This window comes from Brucella pituitosa (assembly GCF_965577835.1).
In the GTDB taxonomy this organism is placed as follows: domain Bacteria; phylum Pseudomonadota; class Alphaproteobacteria; order Rhizobiales; family Rhizobiaceae; genus Brucella; species Brucella pituitosa.
The window spans coordinates 1,126,024-1,147,860 of the sequence record NZ_OZ264093.1; the positions used below are offsets into that span (position 1 = coordinate 1,126,024).

Here is a 21,837-nt window from a genome sequence, read left to right on the forward strand (position 1 = left end):
TCTTTGTTTTTTCGCATTATCCGACGCAAAACCGCTTCGCACTTTTGCTGGAAATGCTCTAGCAATAAGAAAAGGCTGAGAACTTATCCAGTTCTCAGCCTTTTTGTATTTTCCGGTTGCAGCTAAAGATCAGCTGGCAACGCGCTCTACTTCAACTTCATCGATACCAAGCAAGGCGCGAACATTGGGACGCGCCTTAACCAGATCCGCAATGCTGTACTTCATCAGAACACCGAAGAAGGCATTCAGTGCTTCGCGTAGCGCAGAATTCAAGCCGCAGCTATCGACGAGCGGGCATTCAGTGGCATCGTTCTCGAAGCATTCTGCCATTGCGAAGTTTTCTTCGGTTACGCGTATGACATCGAACAAAGAGATATCTTTTGCTGCGCGCCCAAGACGCACACCACCATTTCGTCCGCGCACGGTCTCAACCAGACTGTGCTCGACAAGAGGCTGCAAAATCTTGAAAAGAAACAACTCCGACACGCCATAAGCGCGGGCGATTTCCGGAACGCGGCTCAGTTTGCCGTCATTGGCGGCACAATACATAAGCATGCGAATGGCATAATTCGTCTGACGAGTAAGACGCATTGATTATTCCTTTCAGCACATTCTCAAGCCTTCCAGATGGTCTTATCCACAGGAAAACTCTGCTTTTGTTACGTCACAGTCCCATCCGAAGCCGGAGTTTTCGGCAGGGGCATGTGCCAAGCGAGTGCATTCATCTCGAATCCACTTTAGAACTATTCTTAAAATATATGAAGCCCTTTATCACCTTTAAAGAGTAAAAAAGCGCTTCAATTATCACGTCGTCGCGATCAGGTACTTCGGACAATGATTGTTGTCATTGGCAGACATCAATCCATTCTGCAGAAACAAGTTCGGCTATTTTTTGTGGCGTGATCCGCACCGCACTATTTGTGGCACCAGCGGCTGGTACAACTTCTTCAAAACTTTTGAGCGATAAATCGCAATAGACGGGCAGGGCACTCGGCAACCCGAATGGGCAAACACCACCAACAGGATGGCTTGTTTCGTTCAACACGCTTTCGGCATCCAGCATGCGTGGTTTAGTGCCGAAACGGTCTTTAAATTTTCGATTATCAATTCGCGCGTCTCCACGCGTAACGATCAGGATGGTTTGGTCTTTCGCCGAGAAGGACAGCGTTTTAGCGATCTGCCCTGGTTCCACACCATGTGCTTCAGCAGCGAGAGCGACTGTCGCGGTGCTGGTGGGCAATTCGATCACTTCTATTTCTGGTGCTTTGTCCGCGAAAAAAGCTTTGACCGATTCCAGACTCATGAGTCCCCTTTTCTTTATGACTATTATCCTCATGTTTAGACTTCGTTAACACTGAGAGCAAGACTTTCAGGCATTTAATAGCGGATGATAGCAAGTGGCAGATTGACGCTGCTATTTGATAACGATAAAGAGACGTCCAAGTCTGCTTCGTTCAGATGCGGAGGGGTGGCCGAGCGGTTTAAGGCACCGGTCTTGAAAACCGGCGTGCGAGAGATCGTACCGTGGGTTCGAATCCCACCCCCTCCGCCATTTTGTTTTCCACACAAGTCCAGATTTTCCCGAATGCTGCGATACCTCGCGCGCAATTTGAGCTCAGAATCGCTCTGCGAAAAATTCGTCTGAGCTTTTAAAGCCCAGTACGCCAAATGCTAACGAATTTGATACTTTCATCAGTCAGGTTGCGAGCAATCCCAAGGACTTATGAGGAGTAATCTTGGGGGCTTTAGGAGGAATTTATGAAGATCACTGCGCTGGAAACCGTGCGCGTGGCTGAACGCGCTAACCTGCTCTGGGTTCTTGTTCATACGGACGAAGGTATTACCGGGCTTGGTGAAACATTTTTCGGCGCAGAAACGGTCGAAGCTTATATTCACGAATATGTTGCACCGAGGGTCATAGGTCGCGATCCTTTGGAAATCGACCTGCTGGCATCGGATCTCGTTGGCTATGTCGGCTTTCGTTCGTCCGGCGCGGAAGTGCGCGGAAATTCGGCCTTCGATATCGCGTTGTGGGATATTTTCGGCAAGGCAACCAATCAACCGATAGCACAGCTCCTCGGTGGCTTTTCGCGGCGGGAAATCCGAACCTACAATACCTGTGCAGGCACCGAGTACATCAAAAAAGCGACCGGCCAGACCACTGGCAATTACGGTCTTTCCAGCGGCCGCGATTACGACGATCTCAACGGCTTTCTGCATAGGGCTGATGAATTAGCCCACTCCCTGCTTGAAGATGGCATCACTGCTATGAAAATCTGGCCGTTCGATGCAGCTGCGGAAAAAACGCGGGGGCAGTATATTTCTTCAACAGATATGAAAGCCGCACTCGAGCCTTTCGAGAAGATCCGTAAAGCTGTTGGCGATCGCATTGACATTATGGTGGAGTTTCACTCCATGTGGCAGCTTTTGCCAGCCATGCAGATCGCGAAAGCGCTAACGCCCTATGGCACCTTCTGGCATGAAGATCCCATCAAGATGGATAGTCTTTCCAGCCTCAAGCGCTACGCAGAAGTCTCTCCTGCGCCCATTTCCGCATCTGAAACATTAGCCTCCCGCTGGGGCTTTCGCGATTATCTTGAAACGGGCGTTGCGGGGATTGTCATGCTGGATATCTCCTGGTGTGGGGGGCTGTCTGAGGCCCGGAAAATTGCGTCGATGGCGGAAGCATGGCATCTACCTGTTGCTCCGCATGATTGCACTGGACCGGTCGTTTTGTGTGCTTCGACCCATCTTTCACTGAACGCGCCGAACGCGCTGGTGCAGGAGAGTGTCCGCGCCTTTTACCGGACATGGTATCGGGATCTGGTCACAGCTCTCCCGGAGGTGAAGAACGGTATGATTACGGTTCCTCCCGGCCCTGGCCTTGGCATGGAGCTAAACCCGGAGCTCGATAAAGCATTCACGGTGAGCCGTCGTATTTCGGATGCAACCTCAACTTGATGTCGGGCAATAACGAACAGCTCTGAACGGAGGCTCTATGTCTGCCACCACGCAACAGCAGCACGGCGGCAGTGCAGTTCCGGCAATCGCCGGACCGGCACTCATGCTTATCGGCATGCTGATGTTTTCATTAAACGACGCAATGGGTAAATGGCTTGTCGCCAGTTACAGTGTTGGTCAGGTCATTCTGATCCGCAGCGTTGCAGCACTTGTCATTCTGGCTCCTTTTCTTTGGCGGGCTGGTCTGCAACCTATTATAAAAGCAGAGAAGCCGCTTCTGCAGGCAGCGCGTGTTTTCTTTTCGACCTTTGAGGTTTTTGCGTTCTACTTTGCTGTCATGTATCTGCCGCTTGCTGATGTGATGACCTACTGGCTGGCTGCACCGATCTATGTGGCGGCGGCATCGCCTTTTCTGCTTGGTGAAAAAGTCGGCTGGCGTCGCTGGACAGCTATCGGTATCGGCTTTGTGGGCGTCATTATTGCGCTCAATCCGTCCAGCGCCATGTTTACCGCGCCAGCTATCATCTCAATCCTTGGCACCATTGCCTTTGCATTCATGATGATTTCGGGCCGGAGTCTGCGCGCTACACCGGACAAGACACTTGTTTTCTTTCAATTGATGGGCGCGCTCATCGCTGGCGTCATTTTCGCGCCACTAGATTGGCGACCATTGGGGGCACCGGCCGAGATCGGGCTGATGCTGCTTTTGGGTGTTGTGGCGATGGGGGCTCATATGCTCGTCAACCGTGCGCTGAAAATCTCAGATGCGGCGACTGTAGCGCCGCTACAATATACGCTTTTGCTATGGGCTGTGCTTTTTGGCTGGATGTTCTTCGGAGATATTCCGAAAGCGAGCATGTTGATCGGTGCGGCGCTGATCGTTGGATCGGGTCTGTTTATTTTCTTCCGTGAGCAGCGAGTGAAGCGGGGAGCGTAAATGGATGGGCAATTGTCCCGTCCGTGAATCCTTTTGTAAAAAAAGCCCGCGGTGAGATATCACCGCGGGCTTTTTGTGCATTTGAACTAAGGCTTACTTGCGCAGGTCGGCAAGGATACTCTGAGCGCGTTCCACGATATCAGTACCGATATCAGCTTTATGCTTCTCGTAAATCACCTGGGACTTTTCGAGAATACGCGCCTGTTCTTCCGGCGTAATCGTGTTGAACTTCACACCAGCCGCTTCGATTTTTTCTAGCGACTTCTTGTTCAGTTCAGCGATCACCTTGCGCTCGACATCACGGCCGACGTCAGCACATTCCCTCAGAGCAGCCTGCTCTTCAGGAGAATAGGTGTCGAAGATTGGCTTAGAGAACAAGAAAAGGAATGGTGTGTAGGCGTGTTTGGTTTCCGAAACATAGGCTTGCACTTCGTAGAATTTTGAAGTGTCGATCGTCACATATGGATTTTCCTGGGCGTCGATAGCCTTGGTTTCCAGCGCGGAGAAAATTTCACCAAATGCCATCGGGGTCGCATTGGCACCAAAATTCTTGAACGTATCGAGGAAGATATTGTTCTGCATCACGCGAACCTTCATCCCTTCAAGATCTTCCCATTTGTTGATGGGATGCTTGGAGTTTGACAGGTTGCGGAAACCGTTTTCCCAATAAGCCAGATTAACCAGACCGGCTGCCTCAAGCTTTTCATTCAGCAGATCGCCAAACTCACCATCCATGACGGTATAAGCTTCTTCGGAATTGGCAAACAGGAATGGAAGATCAAAGACGCCAAGTGCCGGAACAATACCAACCAGAGGCGAAGAAGACGTCACAACAGCTTCCTGGACGCCGGAGCGCAGAGCCTGCGTTGCCTGAAGGTCACCGCCCAACGCACCGCCCCAGAACGCCGTGAGCTTCAGATTGCCATTTGATTTTTCATCAAGACATGCTTGCATCGCCTTGATGCCATCACCAACCGGGTGATCGGCATTGATACCATTGGAGACGCGGATATTGCGGCTCTTGAACTCAGCCTGTGCTGGTCCGACGGCAAAAGTGGCCGCGGCAGAAACGAGTGCGGTTGTTGCGATTAGGAATTTTCTCATGAGTATCCTCCCAGAGTTTAGAGAAAATGAAAGAATACCAGTGGCTCAATAGAGCCAGCTGGCGGGAACAAGAACAAGATCGGGGAACAGAACCAGAAGGAACAGCACCAAAATCTCGGCAAGCAGGAACGGGAAAACACCTGTTATGACCCGACCAAGTGGAACGCGTCCTACACCTGAAACCACATTCAGGACGACACCGACGGGTGGTGTGAGAAGGCCGATAGATGTGTTCATTATGAAGAGGACGCCGAAGTAGACAGGGTCAATGCCTGCCTTTTGGATGATCGGCATAAGGACCGGCGTCAAGATCAGGATCGTCGGTGTCAGATCAAGTGCTGTACCAACGACCAGAACCAGAAGCATGATGACGAAGAGCAACAAAGTCGGGCGATCGATCAGTGGCTCAATGTAGTTGCTGATCTCAGCTGGAATATTTGCCGCTGTAATGAGCCATGCAGAGACGAGGGCCGCGCAGACGAGGAACATGACGACGGAAGTCGTTTTCGCGGCGCGAAGGAACACGTGACCGAGATCGGTGATCTTCAGTTCGCGATAGATGAACATGCCCACGAAAAGCGCATACATGGCGGCAACCACAGCAGCTTCCGTTGGCGTGACTATGCCAGCCTTGATGCCGCCCAGAATGATGACGGGCATTCCGAGCGCCCAGGCAGCGCGACCGCTGGCTTTCAGGCGCTCTTTGCCTGAAACGCGTGGAAGAGTTTCAACTTTGTCCTTACGAACAACAAACAGCCAGGTGATGATGAGGGATGCCCCCATCAGAATACCGGGAAATACACCGGCCATGAACAGCTTGGTGATGGAGACATTGGCGGCCACGCCAAAGACAATGAAGGCCATCGAAGGTGGAATGACCGGCGCAATAATGCCACCTGCAGCGATAAGACCGGCAGAGCGCGGAACATTATAGCCCGCTTTGGCCATCATCGGAATGAGGATGGCGGCCAGGGCTGCGGTGTCTGCGGCTGCGGAGCCGGAAATCGACGCCATGATGATCGCGGCAAAAATTGCGACGATGCCAAGTCCACCACGAATATGACCAACACAGGCAATCGCGAAGTCGATAATACGGCGGGACAGACCGCCCGAGTTCATCAATTCACCAGCAAGAATGAAGAACGGGATTGCCAGCAGCGTGAATGTATCTGCGCCTGCAATCATGTTCTGCGCAATGATTTGCGCATTGAACATGTCCATGTGCCACATAAGCGCGACACCACAGAGCATAAGAGCGAAAGCGACGGGAACGCCGATGGCCATAGCGCCGACGAGCGATCCAATGAATACGAGAAGAGTCATCAGGCACGCTCCGAAAGTTGTTCAATGCTCATGTGTTCTCCGGCGAATGCCGAAATCTCTTCATCGGTGACGCGACCTGTCAAAATGCGAAACAGTCTTTCAAGCGAGATCAGGAAAATACCGGCACCAGTGAACAGTCCGATGCCGTAGACCCAGCCCATGGAAAGGCCACTCACGGGTGCAACCATGGATGAGTTGATCGGCAGCTGTTGCCAGGTTCCCAGAAAGAGAATTGCGGAAACGCCCAGAATAACCAGATTGGAAACGCCCATGAGGACAATTCGGCCCTTGCGCCCGAAGCGGGAAACGACCGTTTCAACACCCATATGCAGGTTTTCACGGTGCGCAACGACAGCGCCAATAAAGGTCAGCCAGACAAAAAAGTATCGTGACATTTCATCGGAAATGGCAATGCCTGAATTCATGCCATAGCGAAGGACGACATTGACGAATACCATCAGTGCCATGCTTGCCAGGGCCAAAATCATGAGCAGTGCCAGAAAGCGGAAGAACAGGTCGATCAGCTTCTGAATCATAGGATCATACCTTTTCGAGAAGGCCGCGAGCGGCAAGATTCCGGAAGAGTGCCGTTGTGCCGAAAGTCCATTCCGGGCACGCATCGGTGCGATCAACCCAATTGACAAGACGGCCCAGAAGAGGCGTTGCAATCTCCACGCGGTCGCCGATTTCATGCGTGAACCCCTGGCCGACGCCACGCCGGTCTTTGACGGGGGCGAACATGGTTCCCAGAAACAGGACAGCCCCATCGGGATACTGATGATTACGATTGCGAAGCTGCGATACGAGATTGGCAGGTGAGCGGCTGATCGCTTCCATCGGGCTTTCGCCGGTCATTTCAAAGCCGTCGTCTCCCTTTACCAGCAGTGAAACGCGAACCTTGGAAAGAACGTCGAGCGTGAAGGTATCGTAGAACAGGCGGATGAACGGGCCAACAGAACAGGAAGCATTGTTGTCCTTGGCTTTTCCGAGCAACAGAGCAGATCGGCCTTCCACATCACGCAAATTGACATCGTTACCGAGTGCAGCACCAAGAATTTCGCCGTCGGAACGCACTGCCAGAACCACTTCCGGCTCCGGATTATTCCATTCGGAAATCGGGTGAATGCCAACTTTGTCGCCACATCCAACCGAGGACATCGGCTGTGCTTTGGTGAAGATCTCGGCGTCCGGTCCAATGCCGACTTCGAGATATTGTGACCAGAGGTTCATGTCCTGAAGAAGGGTTTTAATGCTGGCCGCTTTTTCTGAGCCAGCTGTAACACCGCGCAGGCTGTCGCCAAGGACGGGAGCAAGCTTTTCACGGATGGAACGAGCGCGTGAAGGATCACCCTTCGCCTGCTCTTCAATAACGCGTTCCAGCATACTGTCGGCAAAAGTCACTCCGGCCGCCTTGACGGCTTGCAGATCGATCGGAGCCAGAAGATGGCCTGTCGTGCCACTCAGAAAATCGTCCAAAGAGCCGAGATCAGGCAGATTTGTGGTGCTAGCAAGCTTCGCTGCAATACCATCGATCTCAAACAGGCTCGACACGGTTGCGGCAATAGCTGTCAGGTCGAGTACACGTTCATCCCGCACCAGAACAGGGCAGGGGCCGTCTGCAACTCTAGACCAGACGCGTCCTACCAGAATGGCGTTCTTGGCGTCATCAGGCAAAATTTGATGTGCACTCAACGAATGCTTTGAAGTCAAGCTATCCTCCTCCCGGCAGCCTCCATCAAAATGGAGAGCCGCAATTATATCGCTCCAGTCCGGCGCAGTGGTTGCTGAAGGTTGACGGTTCCCACGGGTTAACCCGTTGGTTTATCTGCTCCCTCTCGCCAATTGCGGCGTCTCCCACTGTTCAGGCAGTGACCCTCCAAAGCCAGCTTGCCTTATTGTCAGGATGTCTGACAACCATTCATATCGTTTTAGTTCGAGAATTTATCGCTGTCCAGAACCGAAATCGGTTGTTCAGAAAAATGCAGCTTTCAGCTTTCTCTGAACTACAGAACAGCGACCAAATTTAATAGGACTCGAGTGCCAGTCCGATTCTGGCTGCTGCCCCCATAAGATGCTTGCGCATGGCATCGCGCGCTACCAGCGGGTTGCGGCTGGCGATGGCGTCGCGCAAGCTGACATGCTCGTCAATCGTTATATTGACGATCTCCTCCAGAATGGCTTTTGAGCGGGCGACATTGATTGCATGGCTGATGCGCTCAATGATGAACCCAACGAATGTGGAAAAATATTCGTTGCCGGTCGCATCGGCCACTGCCTTGTGAAAGGCGAGGTCTGCAACGATACCTTGGTCCGTCCATTTTGCTGCCCCGGTCATTTGCTCGAGGGCTTCATCAAGCCGCGCTAAGTCATCGGCTGTATGATGGGCTGCAGCCAATCCTGCCGCTTCAATCTCCAGAGGGAAGCGCAATTGGAACAGGTCGCGAAAGCTATCGCGGCTGAACAACTCATCCTCATTTATTCGGATCGATCGTGCCTGTCGCTCCGTTACGAAGGCACCGACGCCCTGACGCGTATCGACGAGACCTTCATTGCGTAACTGCGCAATCGCTTCCCGAACAACTGAGCGACTCACACCAAAGGATTTTGACAGAACGTGTTCCGTCGGCAGTTTGTCGCCAGGCTGCAACCGTCCTTCATGGATGTCGCTGCCGATCTGGGTGGCGATCCGCGCAGGGAGGTGCTCACTACGCTTTATATGGCCAAAATCCGTCGACATGTTACGTCCTTTTAATTGCTCGTCTCTGGACAAGGTGGCAAGCTCATTTGGCAACCGGGGTTCATCGCAAGGGTAGGGTCTATCGCAAGCTTGATTGCGGATAGCAATTGGCGTTGTACGTCTGGCATGCGCTTCTCAAAATCCGGTCGTTTGAGCCGACCAATTCCATGCTCTGCGCTCATGGAACCGCGATAACCATCAAGTACATCGTTGATAATGTTTTTTGCTTTGTAGATACGAGCATCGATCTCCGCACGGTCGAGCGTATTCGGCGGCAATACATTGAGATGAACATTCCCATCGCCTACATGGCCATAAGATACGCAGACGCAATCTGGCAGGCCAGCATAGACCGCAGCTTCTGCATCACGCACAAAATCCGCAAGGCGCGATAGGGGCACGGAGACGTCGGTGCGCAAATGAGGGCCCCGCTTGGCCTGGCCTTCGTTCATGCCTTCACGGAACAGCCACAACTTGCGGGATTGGTCTCGCGATGTCGCGATGACGCCATCAGCCACCAGCCCCTCTTCCATAACCTTTTCAAGGAAGCGCCCCATGAGATCTTCGATGTCGATCAATCCGCAGCCGGAGATTTCCATCAGTACATAGGCCGAATAATTGCCGTCCATCGGCATGGCCAAATCCGGCATTGCTTCTCGTGCCAATGTGAAAGCAAGCGGCGGCATGAATTCGAATGCCGACATCAAGTCGCAACAATCGCGTCGCGCGCGGCGATAAAGCGCGATTGCGTCTTCGAGCGCATTAAGACTGAGCAATGCAGTCGCAACCTGTTCTGCTTGCGGCATAAGCTTTACGGCGACTGCTGTAACAATCCCCAAAGTCCCCTCAGCGCCAATGAAAAGCTGTTTGAGATCAATGCCGCGATTGTCTTTACGCAAGGTAGAAAGACCGTTGAAAACGGACCCGTCAGGCAGGACGACTTCAAGGCCGAGCACGAGTTCACGTGTCATGCCATATCGCAAAACATTGATGCCACCCGCGTTGGTCGAAACGTTACCGCCAATGCGGCAAGAACCCTGTGCGCCGAGCGCCAGCGGAAAGAACATTCCCGCTGCTTCCACCTTGTCTTTGAATTCGGAAAGGATGCAGCCTGCATCCACCACAGCGGAAAAATCATCCGTATCAATACTGCGAATTGCAGTCATGCGTTCGAGGCTGATCACGACCTGAGATTCGGGCGAATCGGGCGTTGCTCCCAGCACAAGCCCAGTGTTGCCGCCTTGCGGAACAATCGACAGGCCGCGCGCGCGTACAGCCTTCACGCAAGCGGACACATCTGCCGTGGAACGGGGACGAAGCACTGCAACTGCATTGCTCTTCACATCGTCGTGCCAGTCGCTGCAATAGTGCGCGATCTCTTCGCCCGAGAGAACAAGGTCCATGCCAAGGCTGTCGACCAGTGCCTGTACATGCTCACGCGTCTGGGTGTCGACGCTCATCATCTCGTGTTCCTGGGACATGTTTCCTCCTGCTGCCTGCTTCCCATGCGAAGTGGGTGGCAACTGCATTATTTTGGTTTTCAATCGCATGATATAAGGTTATCAGACAACCTTACAAATACTTTTTCACAATCGTTGTTTTTACGAGGGTGAAATCGAATACGGTACATGGTGGAGGAGAAACAAATGCACATTTTGATCATCGGCGCGGCAGGTATGGTTGGCCGCAAACTCTCTGAACGTCTCACGAAAGACGGTTCGCTTGATGGTAAGCCGATAGAAGCGCTTACGCTGGTGGATGTGGTGACACCGCAGGCACCTGCGGGTTTTACCGGGCAGGTAACACTTGAAACTGGTGATCTTTCTGCGCCGGGTACTGCTGAAAAGCTGATCGCCCGACGCCCTGACGTTATCTTTCATCTGGCCGCCATCGTTTCGGGCGAAGCTGAGCTCGATTTCGACAAAGGATACCGCATCAACCTTGATGGTACGCGCTACCTGTTCGATGCTGTCCGTATTGCCCACAATGAAGATGGGTATTTCCCACGCATCGTCTTCACCTCATCGATTGCAGTTGTCGGCGCACCACTGCCTTTCCCAATTCCCGACGAGTTCCACCTGACACCGCTGACCAGCTATGGCACGCAGAAAGCTATTTGCGAGCTTTTGCTGTCCGATTATACCCGCCGCGGCTTCTTCGATGGCATCGGCATTCGACTGCCTACGATCTGCATTCGACCCGGCAAGCCCAATGCGGCTGCATCAGGCTTTTTCTCAAATATCCTGCGCGAACCGCTGGTCGGTCAGGAAGCTGTCCTACCGGTTTCAGATGATGTTCGCCATTGGCACACGTCGCCACGTTCTGCAGTTGGCTTCCTGATCCATGGAGCGACTATGGATCTCCAGCGTGTGGGTTCGCGTCGCAATCTGTCCATGCCCGGCCTGTCTGCTACTGTGGGAGAGCAGATTGCAGCGCTCCACCGTATAGCGGGTGATAAGGCCGTTGCTCTCATCCGTCGTGAACCGGATGAGATGATCATGCGCATGTGCGCGGGCTGGGCTCCGGGTTTTGAAGCGAAACGCGCGCGCGAGTTGGGCTTTACCGCCGAAACCTCGTTTGACGAAATCATCCGTGCCCATATTGAGGATGAGCTTGGAGGTTCGCTGTGACACGTAAAATCGCATTTCTCGGCACCGGTCTTATGGGTGCACCAATGGTGCGCTGCCTTCTGAATGCTGGCTTCAGCGTTAGCGTGTGGAATCGTGACTCATCCAAAGCTGAAGCATTGGTCAAAGACGGCGTGGAAGTGGCATCAAGTGCTGTTGAAGCCGTCGCGAACGCCGATATCGTCTTCACCATGTTGTCCGATGGTAAGGCGGTAGGTTCAGTGTTGTTTGATGGCGGTGTCGCAGAGGCACTGAAAGCTGGCGCGGTCGTTATCGACACGTCTTCAATTGCGCCGCCAATTGCCAGAGAACATGCTGAGAAGCTTAGTTCAATCGGCATTCGTCACATCGATTGTCCTGTATCAGGTGGTACTGTTGGTGCGGAAGCCGGAACGCTGGCATTAATGGCTGGCGGCGATGCGGCCCTGATCGAAGAACTGGCGGATGTTTTTGCAGCGCTGGGCCGCGTCACGCATGTCGGTCCTTCGGGTGCAGGGCAGATTTGCAAACTGGCTAACCAGCAGATTGTAGCAATCACGATTGGCGCGGTTGCTGAAGCAATGATGCTGGTGGAAGCTGGTGGTGCGGATCGTGGCAAGTTCCGTGATGCCATTCGGGGTGGCTTTGCGGAAAGTCGCATTCTTGAATTGCATGGGAAACGCATGGTGGATCGTAGTTTCCAACCGGGCGGTCCTTCTGGTCTGCAATTGAAAGATCTGAATGCCGTGGCTGCGATGGCTGAGAGCCTTTCGCTCACGCTGCCGTTGACTGAAGAAATTCGCGACGAATTCCGCGCTTTTGTAGAAGCCGGACATGCGGAAGCGGATCATTCGGGCATTTTGCTGCATATTGAAAAAATCAATAATCGCCAGCGGGAAGACGATAAATGAGTGATGATCAAAACACACCGCGCCGCCTGCGTTCGCAGGACTGGTTCGACAATCCCGACCATCTTGATCTGACAGCGCTCTATCTGGAGCGCTTCATGAACTATGGCACGACGCCGGAAGAGCTGCGTTCGGGTAAGCCAATTATTGGCATTGCGCAGTCTGGTAGCGATCTTAACCCCTGTAATCGTCACCATCTCGATCTCGCCAAGCGCATCCGCGATGGCATTCGCGATGCAGGCGGAATTGTTATCGAGTTTCCGAGCCACCCTCTGTTTGAAAACTGCAAGCGACCAACCGCAGCGCTCGACCGCAATCTGGCCTATATGGCGCTTGTCGAGATCTTGTATGGATATCCGCTTGATGGTGTTGTCCTCACAACCGGTTGTGACAAAACTACGCCTTCCGCATTGATGGCGGCTTCCACCGTGGATATTCCGGCTATCGTGTTTTCCGGTGGTCCGATGCTTGATGGCTGGCATGAAGGCAAGCTCGTCGGTTCCGGCACGGTAATATGGCAGTCGCGTCGCAAATATGCGGCTGGTGAAATCACCAAGGAAGAATTCCTCGAAGCGGCACTCAGTTCCGCGCCTTCGGTCGGCCATTGCAATACGATGGGTACGGCTTCCACAATGAACGCAATGGCCGAAGCTTTAGGCATGTCGCTCACAGGTTGCGCTGCCATTCCGGCTGCATATCGTGAGCGTGGTCAGATGGCGTATCGCACGGGTCGCCGTGCGGTGGAGCTAGTGCTAGAAGACATCCGCCCTTCAAACATTCTGACACGAGCGGCGTTTGTAAACGCCATCAAGGTCAACTCCGCCATTGGTGGCTCGACCAATGCCCAGCCACATCTTATGGCAATGGCAAAACATGCAGGTGTGGAGCTGAAGCCTGACGATTGGCAGGATGAAGGATTTGATATTCCACTGCTTGCCAATATTCAGCCGGCTGGCAAATATCTTGGCGAGAAATTTCATCGAGCAGGTGGTGTGCCTGCGATTATGTGGGAACTGCTATCCGCAGGAAAAATCGACGGCTCTTGCGCGAGTGTCACCGGAAAGACAATGGCGGAGAATCTCGAAGGTCGGGAATCATCGGATCGTGATGTCATTTTCCCTTATGACAAACCACTCAAGGAGCGCGCTGGCTTCCTCGTTATGAAGGGCAATCTGTTTGATTTTGCCATTATGAAAATGAGTGTGGTGTCACCGGAGTTTCGTGATCGCTATCTGTCAGAGCCGGGACAGGAAGGGATTTTCGATGGACGGGCTATCGTTTTCGATGGCTCGGAAGATTATCATAAGCGCATCAACGATCCTGCGCTCAACATTGACGAACGCTGCATATTGGTCATTCGGGGCGCTGGTCCGCTCGGTTGGCCGGGGTCTGCCGAAGTCGTAAACATGCAGCCGCCGGATCATCTGATCAAGCGTGGAATCACAAGTTTGCCAACCATCGGTGACGGTCGCCAATCGGGCACAGCAGATAGCCCGTCCATTCTCAATGCTTCACCGGAAAGTGCAGCGGGCGGTGGTCTGGCCTGGGTGCGCAACGGTGACACCATTCGCATAGACTTCAACAAGGGGAGGTGTGATATGCTGGTGGACGAGGCGGAAATCGCACGTCGCAAGGCAGAAGGTATTCCGCAGACACCGGCAGATGCAACGCCTTGGCAGATGATCTATCGACAGACGGTAACGCAGCTGGCCGATGGAGCTACGATCCGCGATGCTGATAAATTCCGCCAACTGGCCAAAACACCACCGCGTCATAATCATTAGTGAACTGATGAAACTGTTGAAATAGAAACAGGCAAGCATAGCTATCCTATAACGCCGATCTGATTGAATCAGATCGGCGCAACAAGTGTTCATTTTTACGCGCATCTTATGAGGAGTATAGCTATGCCTAAATTCGTAACAATTGGATATGGAGATCGGGAGGGCTACGATCAAACTCCGAAACCCATTCGAGACGCAGCTCATGCCCATGATGCAAAATTGCAGAAAGATGGAGTTTTAATGGGGATCGCTGGGAACCCGGTGCAGGTACGCAATCTTGACTCTGCCCGGGTTGAAACGATGAGCGGTCCATTCATGAGTTCTTCGCTACCAGTGGCCGGATTTGCTATAATTGAAGCTGCTAATCTGGATGAAGCCATTGAGATGGTGTCACGAACTCCCTGCGCTGTTGCTCGTGGTGTCGTTGAAGTGTGGCCGCTGGAGCGTTCGTCCTAATTCAAATACAGAAAACCTAGGTAAAGAAGTTATCGGATGGCGTGGCACCAGGCGTGTGCAATTTCCTCGTGCGCTATCACTCGGGGAAGGTGATTGGCTAATTTAGGCCTCAATACTGAACTCGTCGCAGCGCATATCGGCAAGCAGGATGCTTTCTTCGAGTTCAATTCTCCAGCTCGACAATATAGTCGTTGTATTTCGCCCAATTTCTTGCAAGAAAACATCAGCTGAGCGAGGGAGAAAAGATGCGATGGCCAACATCCCTTTAACGCGTAGCCAATTTCTTCTTCCTTTTATGGGTATACTTGATGAGTTGGGTGCGCCTACGAGTTCGCTTTTGGAGAAAGCCCGACTGCCATCCTCTCTTGAGGCAAAGAGCAATCTCTATGTTCCGGTATTGCCAGCAATTCGGTTTATTGAAACTGCCCAAAGCTCTCAGGGCATCACAGATTTCGGTTTCCTGGCCAGCCAGCGGCTGCATTTTTCTCATCTGAGAGAGAAAACCAGAGCATTGATCGCTCATTCTCCGACATTGCTCGTTGCGTTGCGACATGCCTGCAGCGAGGCTTCAAGGGAAGATACGATCCTGAGCATGTGGATCGAACACGATAACGATCACGTGCGGGTTTGCAGCAAGCTCGCAATAACAAAAGAGCTTCAGCATCTTGAGCATGCGCAATGGCTTCAGAATATTTTCTCGATCTATATCGTGCGGCAATTCACTGGTCCCAACTGGACGCCGCCGACAATGGCTTTTGAAGCGCATTATACGCCGAGTGAAGCGACCCAATCCTTCTGGCCAAATGTGCGCTTCCTATCTGGGCAGCACGCCGCCTGGATCAGCATACCGATTTCGTGTCTCAGTCTCTCCAACTGTTTGACTGGATCATTTAATCCGGTTCTGGATCAGGAGGATGGGCCTTCTGGCTACGATGTTGTGGAACTTCTCAAACTGATGTTGCCATCCTATCTTGATGGAGGGGTTCCCACGCTTGCTGAGATTGCAGAGATGGCTGGCGTCAGTACGCGCACTTTTCAACGTAAACTCGCGAATATCGGTTTTGTATATTCAGATATTCTGGATGCCGTGAGATTTGAGCGCTCAAGCCATTTGTTGTGTGAATCCAATTCTAAGATCATTGATATAGCTTTTGCGTCGGGCTATTCTGACCCTGCTCATTTTACGCGAGCATTTCGCCGGATTTCTGGTGTTACACCACGTCAATTTCGTGAGCAGTCGCGGTTGCGATAGGTGGGGTTTGCCCGGAATATAGGTGCATTACATTTATTGATTTTCAGTGCAAGAAAACCGTTGCCAGCCAGAAGTTGGCACTAAATGGCAAGATTGATGATCTGCCCCCGCTAGAAACGGTTTGATCGGAATTTGTCGGCCATCACGCAATGATCGGCTAGCTGCTGTTGGTATTGGCCAGATCACGCTCTGCGGAATGGCATCTTTTTGCTGATGTAAGACAATTTCAGTATTTGTTTACGGGGAATGCAGTTCATGAATGGTCTGTTCAAGGGGCTTAAGCGGTCATGTGCCATGATTATCTCGATCACCGGCTTTATAACCTTTAATACTGGTTTGGCATGGTCCGAATCTTCTGCTGATGATCTGTCGCAACAGCTAGCCAATCCTCTCGCCAGCCTGATCAGCGTTCCCTTGCAAAATAATTTTGATTTCAAGGCAGGCCCGAACAAAGACGGCTTTGCCTACGGCCTCAACATTCAGCCTGTTATTCCATTCAGTTTAAACGATGAGTGGAATCTTATATCGCGCACGATCATACCAATCGCTTATCGGGATTATATGCCCGGTGGCAGCGTTTCCGGTTTAGGCGATATAAATGCCAGCTTTTTTCTGTCTCCCACAAAACCGGGGCCCGGTGGTTTGATATGGGGCGTCGGTCCGGTGTTTCTTCTTCCTACGGCCACCGATGAATATCTTGGTAGTGGCAAATTCGGGCTTGGTCCGACAGCGGTAGCGCTTGTTCAGGAAAAAGCGTGGACGGTCGGCGCATTGGGTAATCATGTTTGGTCTGTTGCCGGTCCTTCGGGCCGGCAAGATGTGAGCGCCAGTCTGTTGCAGCCGTTTGTTTCTTATAATTTTGGCCAGGGACGATCGATGTCGCTCAGTGTCGATTCAACCTATGACTGGGAGGCCAGACAGTGGTTGGTGCCAATTAATTTGGGTGCTACTCAGGTTTTCAAGGTGAATGATCAGGCTATGAGCTTTCAGGTGGGCGGGCGCTACTACGCCGATGGTCCTGCCGGTACTCCAGAGTGGGGACTGCGTACGACCCTGACCCTTATGTTCCCGGAATAGGCGAAATGGAAAATGGCACGAAATGGCAAGACTGGTATTTCGCGAATGTTAGAAGCGATCGGGATAAGATTTGTCAGCTGATCAAATAGTGATTTGCTGGTGGTGTTTGAATTGATCCCTGCCGCATCCTGTGGAGGGGCACCGTGGTTGTTAGTTTGATTGAATGAAGAGGTATTCCATGTTCCGTTCGGTTGGGATCAGTCTTGCCGTCGCCTCGGCTGTTTGGGTCGGGGGAGCGTATGCTGAGACCTCAGACAGCAAGATACCAGTCACCGTTGACAATTTTGTCCGCGCTGAGACCGATCATTACCTTGCAGCCAATGTTAAGGACATAGGCAAACTGGGCCAGTTCAAGCATTCTCGGGAACCTGTGGCGATCGATAAGCAGACCGTCATCCGTATGAACCGCGATACGCTTTATTCATTTGCCGTATTTGATCTTGCTGCCGGGCCGGTAACGCTCTCTCTGCCTGATACGGGCAAGCGCTATATGTCGATGATGGTCGTCGATCAGGATCACTATCTACCCATTGTCGCTTATGGCACGAAGCCGGTTACGCTGACGCAGGAATCGGTTGGTAGCAAATATGCTTTCGTCGCCGTTCGCACACTTGTTGACCCCAATGATCCAAAGGATCTTGACGAGGTCCATAAGCTTCAGGATGCCATCAAGGTCAGCCAGAAGGATTCAGGCAAACTTGATCTGCCAAACTGGGATGACGAAAGCCTGACTGACATCCGTAATGCGCTGCTCTCATTAGCAAAGCATCAGACGTCGTATAACGGTTCTTTTGGAGCCCGTGGTCACGTCGATCCGATCCGGCATCTGATTGGTACAGCCTCTGGATGGGGCGGCATTCCGGAAAAGGATGCGATGTATCCGAGTTTTACGCCTGAGAAAAACGATGGAAAAACTGTCTATACGCTGGATGTGCCAAAGAATGTGCCTGTGCAGGCCTTCTGGTCGATCAGCGTTTATAACGCCAAAGGCTTCTTCGAAAAGAATGAGTATAGTGCCTATTCGCTCAACAGTATCACCGCAAAGAAAAATGCTGACGGGTCGGTGACTGCGCAATTTGGTGGTTGTGACGGCAAAATTCCAAACTGCCTGCCCGTTGTTGAAGGCTGGAACTACACCGTAAGACTTTATCGTCCAGATCAATCCGTTGTTAGCGGCGAGTGGAAGTTTCCCGAGGCCAAGCCGCGTTTGAACTAAGTCACATCGGCTGAATGCCTGGCGAAGCGGTCTTGTCCCATGGGATGTGGGTTTTGGCCGCTCCTCCACTTGTGTTTATGCAGTGATGAGGTGTCCGTTTATCCGTCCGCTATCTGTGGAAGTATGACTGACGCCCGCCAGTAAACAGCCTGAATCCCATTTTGAGGAGAACTGGAATGTTTTCGAACATTTCTCGGGTGGTCTTGATCAGCTCTGTCGTATTGTCTGGCCAAGTAGCGAGTTTCGCTCTGGCCGACAATGCCGTTGGCCCGAAGGTAACGGATCCGCATTTTCATCTCGCACCGGGCTATCTGCAACCGAGTGAGCTTCCCAACAGTCTTGTTTTGCTTGGTTCACCTCCAGCGGAAGGAAGTGCGGCACTGGCACGTGATGAGGCTGCAAGAGAGGCTACCATTGCGCTCCGCGGAAAAGCACGTTGGGATCAGGCGCGGACGGATGCTGATTTGCAGTTCCCACAGCCTGCGAAGAATTTCTCCTGCGCCATGGGCGTTGATATTAGTGAAGAGAAGACCCCGCATCTTTACAATTTGATGCAGCGAGTTCTTACCGATGCAGGGCTTTCCACCTATGGCATCAAGAACAAGTATAACAGAACCCGCCCTTTCGTCGTGCACAACGAAGGCACATGCCAGCCGGATGAGGAAGCTGTGTTGCGTCAGGACGGCTCCTATCCGTCGGGACACACAGCTGCAGGATGGGCATGGGCGCTCACATTGGCAGAAGTCAATCCAAAGCGCGCCGATGATCTGTTCAAACGCGGGTTGTCGTTTGGACAAAGCCGGGTGATCTGTAACGCGCACTGGCAAAGTGATGTTGACGCGGGACGCATTATGGGCGCAGCGACAGTTGCTAAACTGCACAGCAATCCCGAATTCCTTGCTGATATTCAGGCCGCGCGCAAAGAACTGGAAGCCGCGAGCAGACCGTCTGTCGATTGCGCTGTTGAGGAGCAGGCGCTCTCAGAGCAAATGCAATGACAGCCCTTTCCCTCAACTGATCACCGAAGCGGAATTTCGGGGGGACAATGCATCACTATAGATTTTTCGCGATCGCGCTGAGTGCTTTGATTGGCAGTCAGCATATGGCCGTCGCTGCTGATATTCTGTTGGCGCCCACTGTCTCAGAGCCTGTAAGGCAAGAGATCAAACCGGATGGATGGCGCTTTAGTGCAAGCCCATATTTTTGGGCAGCCGGTATCAGTGGCACAGCGGGCCAATTTGGGTTGCCACCCGCAAAAATGAAATCTGACTTCGGGAGCCTCTTCAAAGAACTCGACTTCTCGTTCATGGGTGTCATTGAAGGGCATTATGATCGCTATAGTCTGTTCAGCGATATCATTTATACAAAAATATCGACAGGTGGTCAGACCCCTTACGGTGTGTTGAGCAACAGCGTCGATATTAAATCCGAGACGTTTTCCGGCTTTTTCGGCGGAGGTTACAGTCTTCTAGAAGAAGGGAGAAGCCGGCTGGATGTAGTGGCAGGCGCGCGCGTCTGGTACGCGAGTACGGAAATCTCTTTTGATGGTGGATTATTGGACGGGCACAGCGGGCGTGACAGCGCTGCATGGGTCGATGCCGTTGCCGGAATACGCGGTAAGTACTTCCTGACGAATGATCTTTACTTCAGTGGTTGGGGCATCGTGGGTGCGGGGCAGGCAAGAATGGATTGGGATGTTGCCGGAACATTCGGATATCAGTTCAGGGACAATCTATCTGCCGTTGCAGGCTATCGTGCGCTTGGTGTCGACTATAGTCACGATGGTTTCGTTTACGATGTGGTTCAAAAAGGACCGATACTGGGACTGGTACTTCATTTCTAAATCATACTAAAGCATGTTTCCCAAAAGTGTGAAGCCTTTTTGATAAAAACATTTGTAAAAACAAACAGATAGAGAGTTCCTATGATTCATTATGAACTGGAAGTTCTCTAGCCTTCAGCTATGACGAAATACGACATCTGACGTATGTGCCGATCTGCCCCCTCCGATTAGTGTCATGCTGGATTGTGAAGCAGCGCCAGCATGATCCCCTTGTATTTTGGTTCATGGCGCTTTCTGGCCTTTGCCAGTATCGGAGGAAAAGATGAAGACTATTTTGTTATTTGCAGCCGGTTCATTGATGACTGCCAGTGCAGCCTTCGCCGCAGCCCCAACCAGCGGTCAGGTTGATACATCGACCACAGTGAAGCAGGAACAGGGCACCAAGATCCAGTTGGCAGTAGGACCAAATCGGGTGGGTAGAATCTCCGTGCCGGGCGGCGGTTTCTCCGGCGGTAAAACTATTTTCGGTTAAAGAGCTGACAAAGTTCTGCTTCGCAATTCGCGGGGCAGAACTTTTTGAGCGACCCTAAGAAAATATTATTGATACCCCACATTTTCTATCATGCTGCTCCCTGTTGGTCGCGCCAAGTTGCAGGACTTAACGAGGTGACACGCCGAAATTCCCGATTGAAATTGGATTTGGTCTGAAACCCTGATTCAAACATTATCGTCGTAACGGGCAGTGTAGTTTCTTGCAGCAGTCGACAGGCTTCAGTGATGCGATAATCATTGATGTATTGGGATACGTTTTTACCGGTAATCCGGTTTATGGAGCTCGAAATCTGGCGCGCTGGCAGACCCACTTTTCGCGCAAGCCTTATAAGAGTCAAATTCTCGTCCAGATATAGTCGGTTCTGAATGAGGACATGTTCTACACGCGCGAGACTATCCCGATCCTGCTCGTTGCGGGCCTCGTTTTCGCTTTCTTCAAGCGGAACAGGTGCAGAAGGTTTTGCGCGGCTTGCAACCATCGCTGTCAGGCCCACGAAAAGCAGCCCGAGCAGATTGGCGTTGCCGACGATCAGTGCTGCATTCTTACCATTCGTCCATTCAAAGTCCATCAAAACGGCAAGGTCGAAAAAGGCCGACAGGCAAAGCGATACTGCAGCAATAATAAGCGCGCGATGCGCCGAAATCGCACTGTCGAAACGCGCATCGTCAAGCCCGTCTGGGCCGGTTCTGCCAAGATAGAGAAGTGCGAGTGCATATCCCACAAATAGAACAATAAGGCCAGCATCCAAGAGAACGGGAACAGTCAGCAGGATGGCTGTAGTCACAACCGGAAAAGCTGCAACGTACCAGATATGACGGGTTTGAACCTTGCTGTCTCCACGTATCAGGCTCCGAAAACTCACATATACGAGTGGAGGCAGGCAGCTCGCGATAATGGGAAGCAAATAGCGAACTTCTGCCAGCCCATAGCCCCAGCGAAGGCCCACAGCCACGGATTGCGCCGCGCACAATACGATCAGCAATTGGAATGGGTGATTGGAGGCAGCATTCTCCTGACGACGCCACATCACTACCAGAAGGATGAGCAGCAAAAGCGCAACGACAAAGGGCAAAGGAACGAAAATCAAAAGCGGTCTCGCAATCTGATGGGCGATATGTTGCCGATCATTGATCTATATCG

The 21,837-nt window shown here is 52.2% G+C and carries 21 protein-coding genes and 1 tRNA gene; 13 read left to right on the forward strand and 9 right to left on the reverse strand.

The window, feature by feature from the left end; translation table 11 throughout:
• Positions 1-129: 129 nt before the first annotated feature.
• Both rirA and ACSME1_RS16555 read right to left on the reverse strand, forming a co-directional pair.
• Positions 130-591, reverse strand: coding sequence for an iron-responsive transcriptional regulator RirA (gene rirA, locus ACSME1_RS16550; protein ID WP_024900279.1), 462 nt, complete (start codon positions 589-591; stop codon positions 130-132).
• 253 nt (positions 592-844) lie between these two features.
• A complete protein-coding gene (locus ACSME1_RS16555; RefSeq protein ID WP_036568663.1) occupies positions 845-1,303 on the reverse strand; it encodes a YbaK/EbsC family protein in 459 nt (152 codons plus the stop codon).
• A gap of 159 nt (positions 1,304-1,462) precedes the next feature.
• On the opposite strand from ACSME1_RS16555, the gene ACSME1_RS16560 reads away from it, so the two are divergent.
• From ACSME1_RS16560 to ACSME1_RS16570, 3 genes are all read left to right on the forward strand, one after another.
• A tRNA-Ser gene (locus tag ACSME1_RS16560) sits at positions 1,463-1,552 on the forward strand.
• Positions 1,553-1,758: 206 nt separating this feature from the next.
• Positions 1,759-2,961 carry a mandelate racemase/muconate lactonizing enzyme family protein gene (locus ACSME1_RS16565; protein ID WP_100557122.1) on the forward strand — a complete coding sequence of 401 codons (1,203 nt, stop codon included), beginning with the start codon at positions 1,759-1,761 and terminating at the stop codon, positions 2,959-2,961.
• A gap of 37 nt (positions 2,962-2,998) precedes the next feature.
• Positions 2,999-3,898, forward strand: a complete 900-nt coding sequence (locus tag ACSME1_RS16570; RefSeq protein ID WP_198513175.1) for a DMT family transporter — start codon at positions 2,999-3,001, stop codon at positions 3,896-3,898.
• Positions 3,899-3,991: 93 nt separating this feature from the next.
• On the opposite strand, the gene ACSME1_RS16575 is transcribed toward ACSME1_RS16570, so the two are convergent.
• The 6 genes from ACSME1_RS16575 to ACSME1_RS16600 all read right to left on the reverse strand — a co-directional run bounded on the left by ACSME1_RS16575 (position 3,992) and on the right by ACSME1_RS16600 (position 10,525).
• Positions 3,992-5,002: a TRAP transporter substrate-binding protein gene (locus ACSME1_RS16575; RefSeq protein WP_100557121.1), complete on the reverse strand. Its 1,011-nt coding sequence runs from the start codon at positions 5,000-5,002 to the stop codon at positions 3,992-3,994.
• Positions 5,003-5,047: 45 nt separating this feature from the next.
• Positions 5,048-6,325 (reverse strand): TRAP transporter large permease, encoded by a 1,278-nt coding sequence (locus ACSME1_RS16580; protein ID WP_100557120.1) that lies wholly within the window; start codon positions 6,323-6,325, stop codon positions 5,048-5,050.
• Complete coding sequence (locus ACSME1_RS16585) at positions 6,325-6,858, reverse strand: TRAP transporter small permease (protein WP_024900331.1); 534 nt, start codon at positions 6,856-6,858, stop codon at positions 6,325-6,327. Before ACSME1_RS16585 ends, ACSME1_RS16580 begins: the two co-directional genes overlap by 1 nt.
• A gap of 7 nt (positions 6,859-6,865) precedes the next feature.
• Positions 6,866-8,035 (reverse strand): fumarylacetoacetate hydrolase family protein, encoded by a 1,170-nt coding sequence (locus ACSME1_RS16590; protein ID WP_024900332.1) that lies wholly within the window; start codon positions 8,033-8,035, stop codon positions 6,866-6,868.
• 313 nt (positions 8,036-8,348) lie between these two features.
• Positions 8,349-9,062 (reverse strand): FadR/GntR family transcriptional regulator, encoded by a 714-nt coding sequence (locus ACSME1_RS16595; protein ID WP_105534652.1) that lies wholly within the window; start codon positions 9,060-9,062, stop codon positions 8,349-8,351.
• Positions 9,063-9,073: 11 nt separating this feature from the next.
• Positions 9,074-10,525 carry an FAD-binding oxidoreductase gene (locus tag ACSME1_RS16600; RefSeq protein WP_024900334.1) on the reverse strand — a complete coding sequence of 484 codons (1,452 nt, stop codon included), beginning with the start codon at positions 10,523-10,525 and terminating at the stop codon, positions 9,074-9,076.
• Positions 10,526-10,708: 183 nt separating this feature from the next.
• On the opposite strand from ACSME1_RS16600, the gene denD reads away from it, so the two are divergent.
• The 10 genes from denD to ACSME1_RS16650 all read left to right on the forward strand — a co-directional run bounded on the left by denD (position 10,709) and on the right by ACSME1_RS16650 (position 20,676).
• On the forward strand, positions 10,709-11,692 hold the full coding sequence (gene denD / locus ACSME1_RS16605) for a D-erythronate dehydrogenase (RefSeq protein ID WP_100557117.1): 984 nt from the start codon (positions 10,709-10,711) through the stop codon (positions 11,690-11,692).
• A 32-nt stretch (positions 11,693-11,724) separates the two neighbouring features.
• Complete coding sequence (locus ACSME1_RS16610; protein ID WP_105534728.1) at positions 11,725-12,579, forward strand: NAD(P)-dependent oxidoreductase; 855 nt, start codon at positions 11,725-11,727, stop codon at positions 12,577-12,579.
• Complete coding sequence (locus ACSME1_RS16615; RefSeq protein WP_105534651.1) at positions 12,576-14,360, forward strand: IlvD/Edd family dehydratase; 1,785 nt, start codon at positions 12,576-12,578, stop codon at positions 14,358-14,360. The genes ACSME1_RS16610 and ACSME1_RS16615 overlap by 4 nt, the downstream gene beginning before the upstream one ends.
• Positions 14,361-14,483: 123 nt before the next feature.
• Positions 14,484-14,816, forward strand: a complete 333-nt coding sequence (locus tag ACSME1_RS16620; protein WP_024900336.1) for a YciI family protein — start codon at positions 14,484-14,486, stop codon at positions 14,814-14,816.
• A gap of 250 nt (positions 14,817-15,066) precedes the next feature.
• Complete coding sequence (locus ACSME1_RS16625) at positions 15,067-16,068, forward strand: AraC family transcriptional regulator (protein WP_105534650.1); 1,002 nt, start codon at positions 15,067-15,069, stop codon at positions 16,066-16,068.
• A 255-nt stretch (positions 16,069-16,323) separates the two neighbouring features.
• Positions 16,324-17,145, forward strand: coding sequence for a transporter (locus ACSME1_RS16630; RefSeq protein WP_235822373.1), 822 nt, complete (start codon positions 16,324-16,326; stop codon positions 17,143-17,145).
• Between the two features lie 178 nt (positions 17,146-17,323).
• A complete protein-coding gene (locus ACSME1_RS16635) occupies positions 17,324-18,361 on the forward strand; it encodes a DUF1254 domain-containing protein (protein WP_435655050.1) in 1,038 nt (345 codons plus the stop codon).
• Between the two features lie 176 nt (positions 18,362-18,537).
• Entirely contained in the window at positions 18,538-19,359 is an 822-nt protein-coding gene (locus ACSME1_RS16640) for an acid phosphatase (RefSeq protein WP_105706392.1), read from the forward strand.
• 47 nt (positions 19,360-19,406) lie between these two features.
• Positions 19,407-20,204: a hypothetical protein gene (locus ACSME1_RS16645; protein WP_105706390.1), complete on the forward strand. Its 798-nt coding sequence runs from the start codon at positions 19,407-19,409 to the stop codon at positions 20,202-20,204.
• A gap of 262 nt (positions 20,205-20,466) precedes the next feature.
• A complete protein-coding gene (locus ACSME1_RS16650) occupies positions 20,467-20,676 on the forward strand; it encodes a hypothetical protein (RefSeq protein ID WP_100557111.1) in 210 nt (69 codons plus the stop codon).
• Between the two features lie 88 nt (positions 20,677-20,764).
• On the opposite strand, the gene ACSME1_RS16655 is transcribed toward ACSME1_RS16650, so the two are convergent.
• Complete coding sequence (locus tag ACSME1_RS16655) at positions 20,765-21,784, reverse strand: helix-turn-helix domain-containing protein (RefSeq protein WP_105706389.1); 1,020 nt, start codon at positions 21,782-21,784, stop codon at positions 20,765-20,767.
• Between the last annotated feature and the right edge of the window lie 53 nt (positions 21,785-21,837).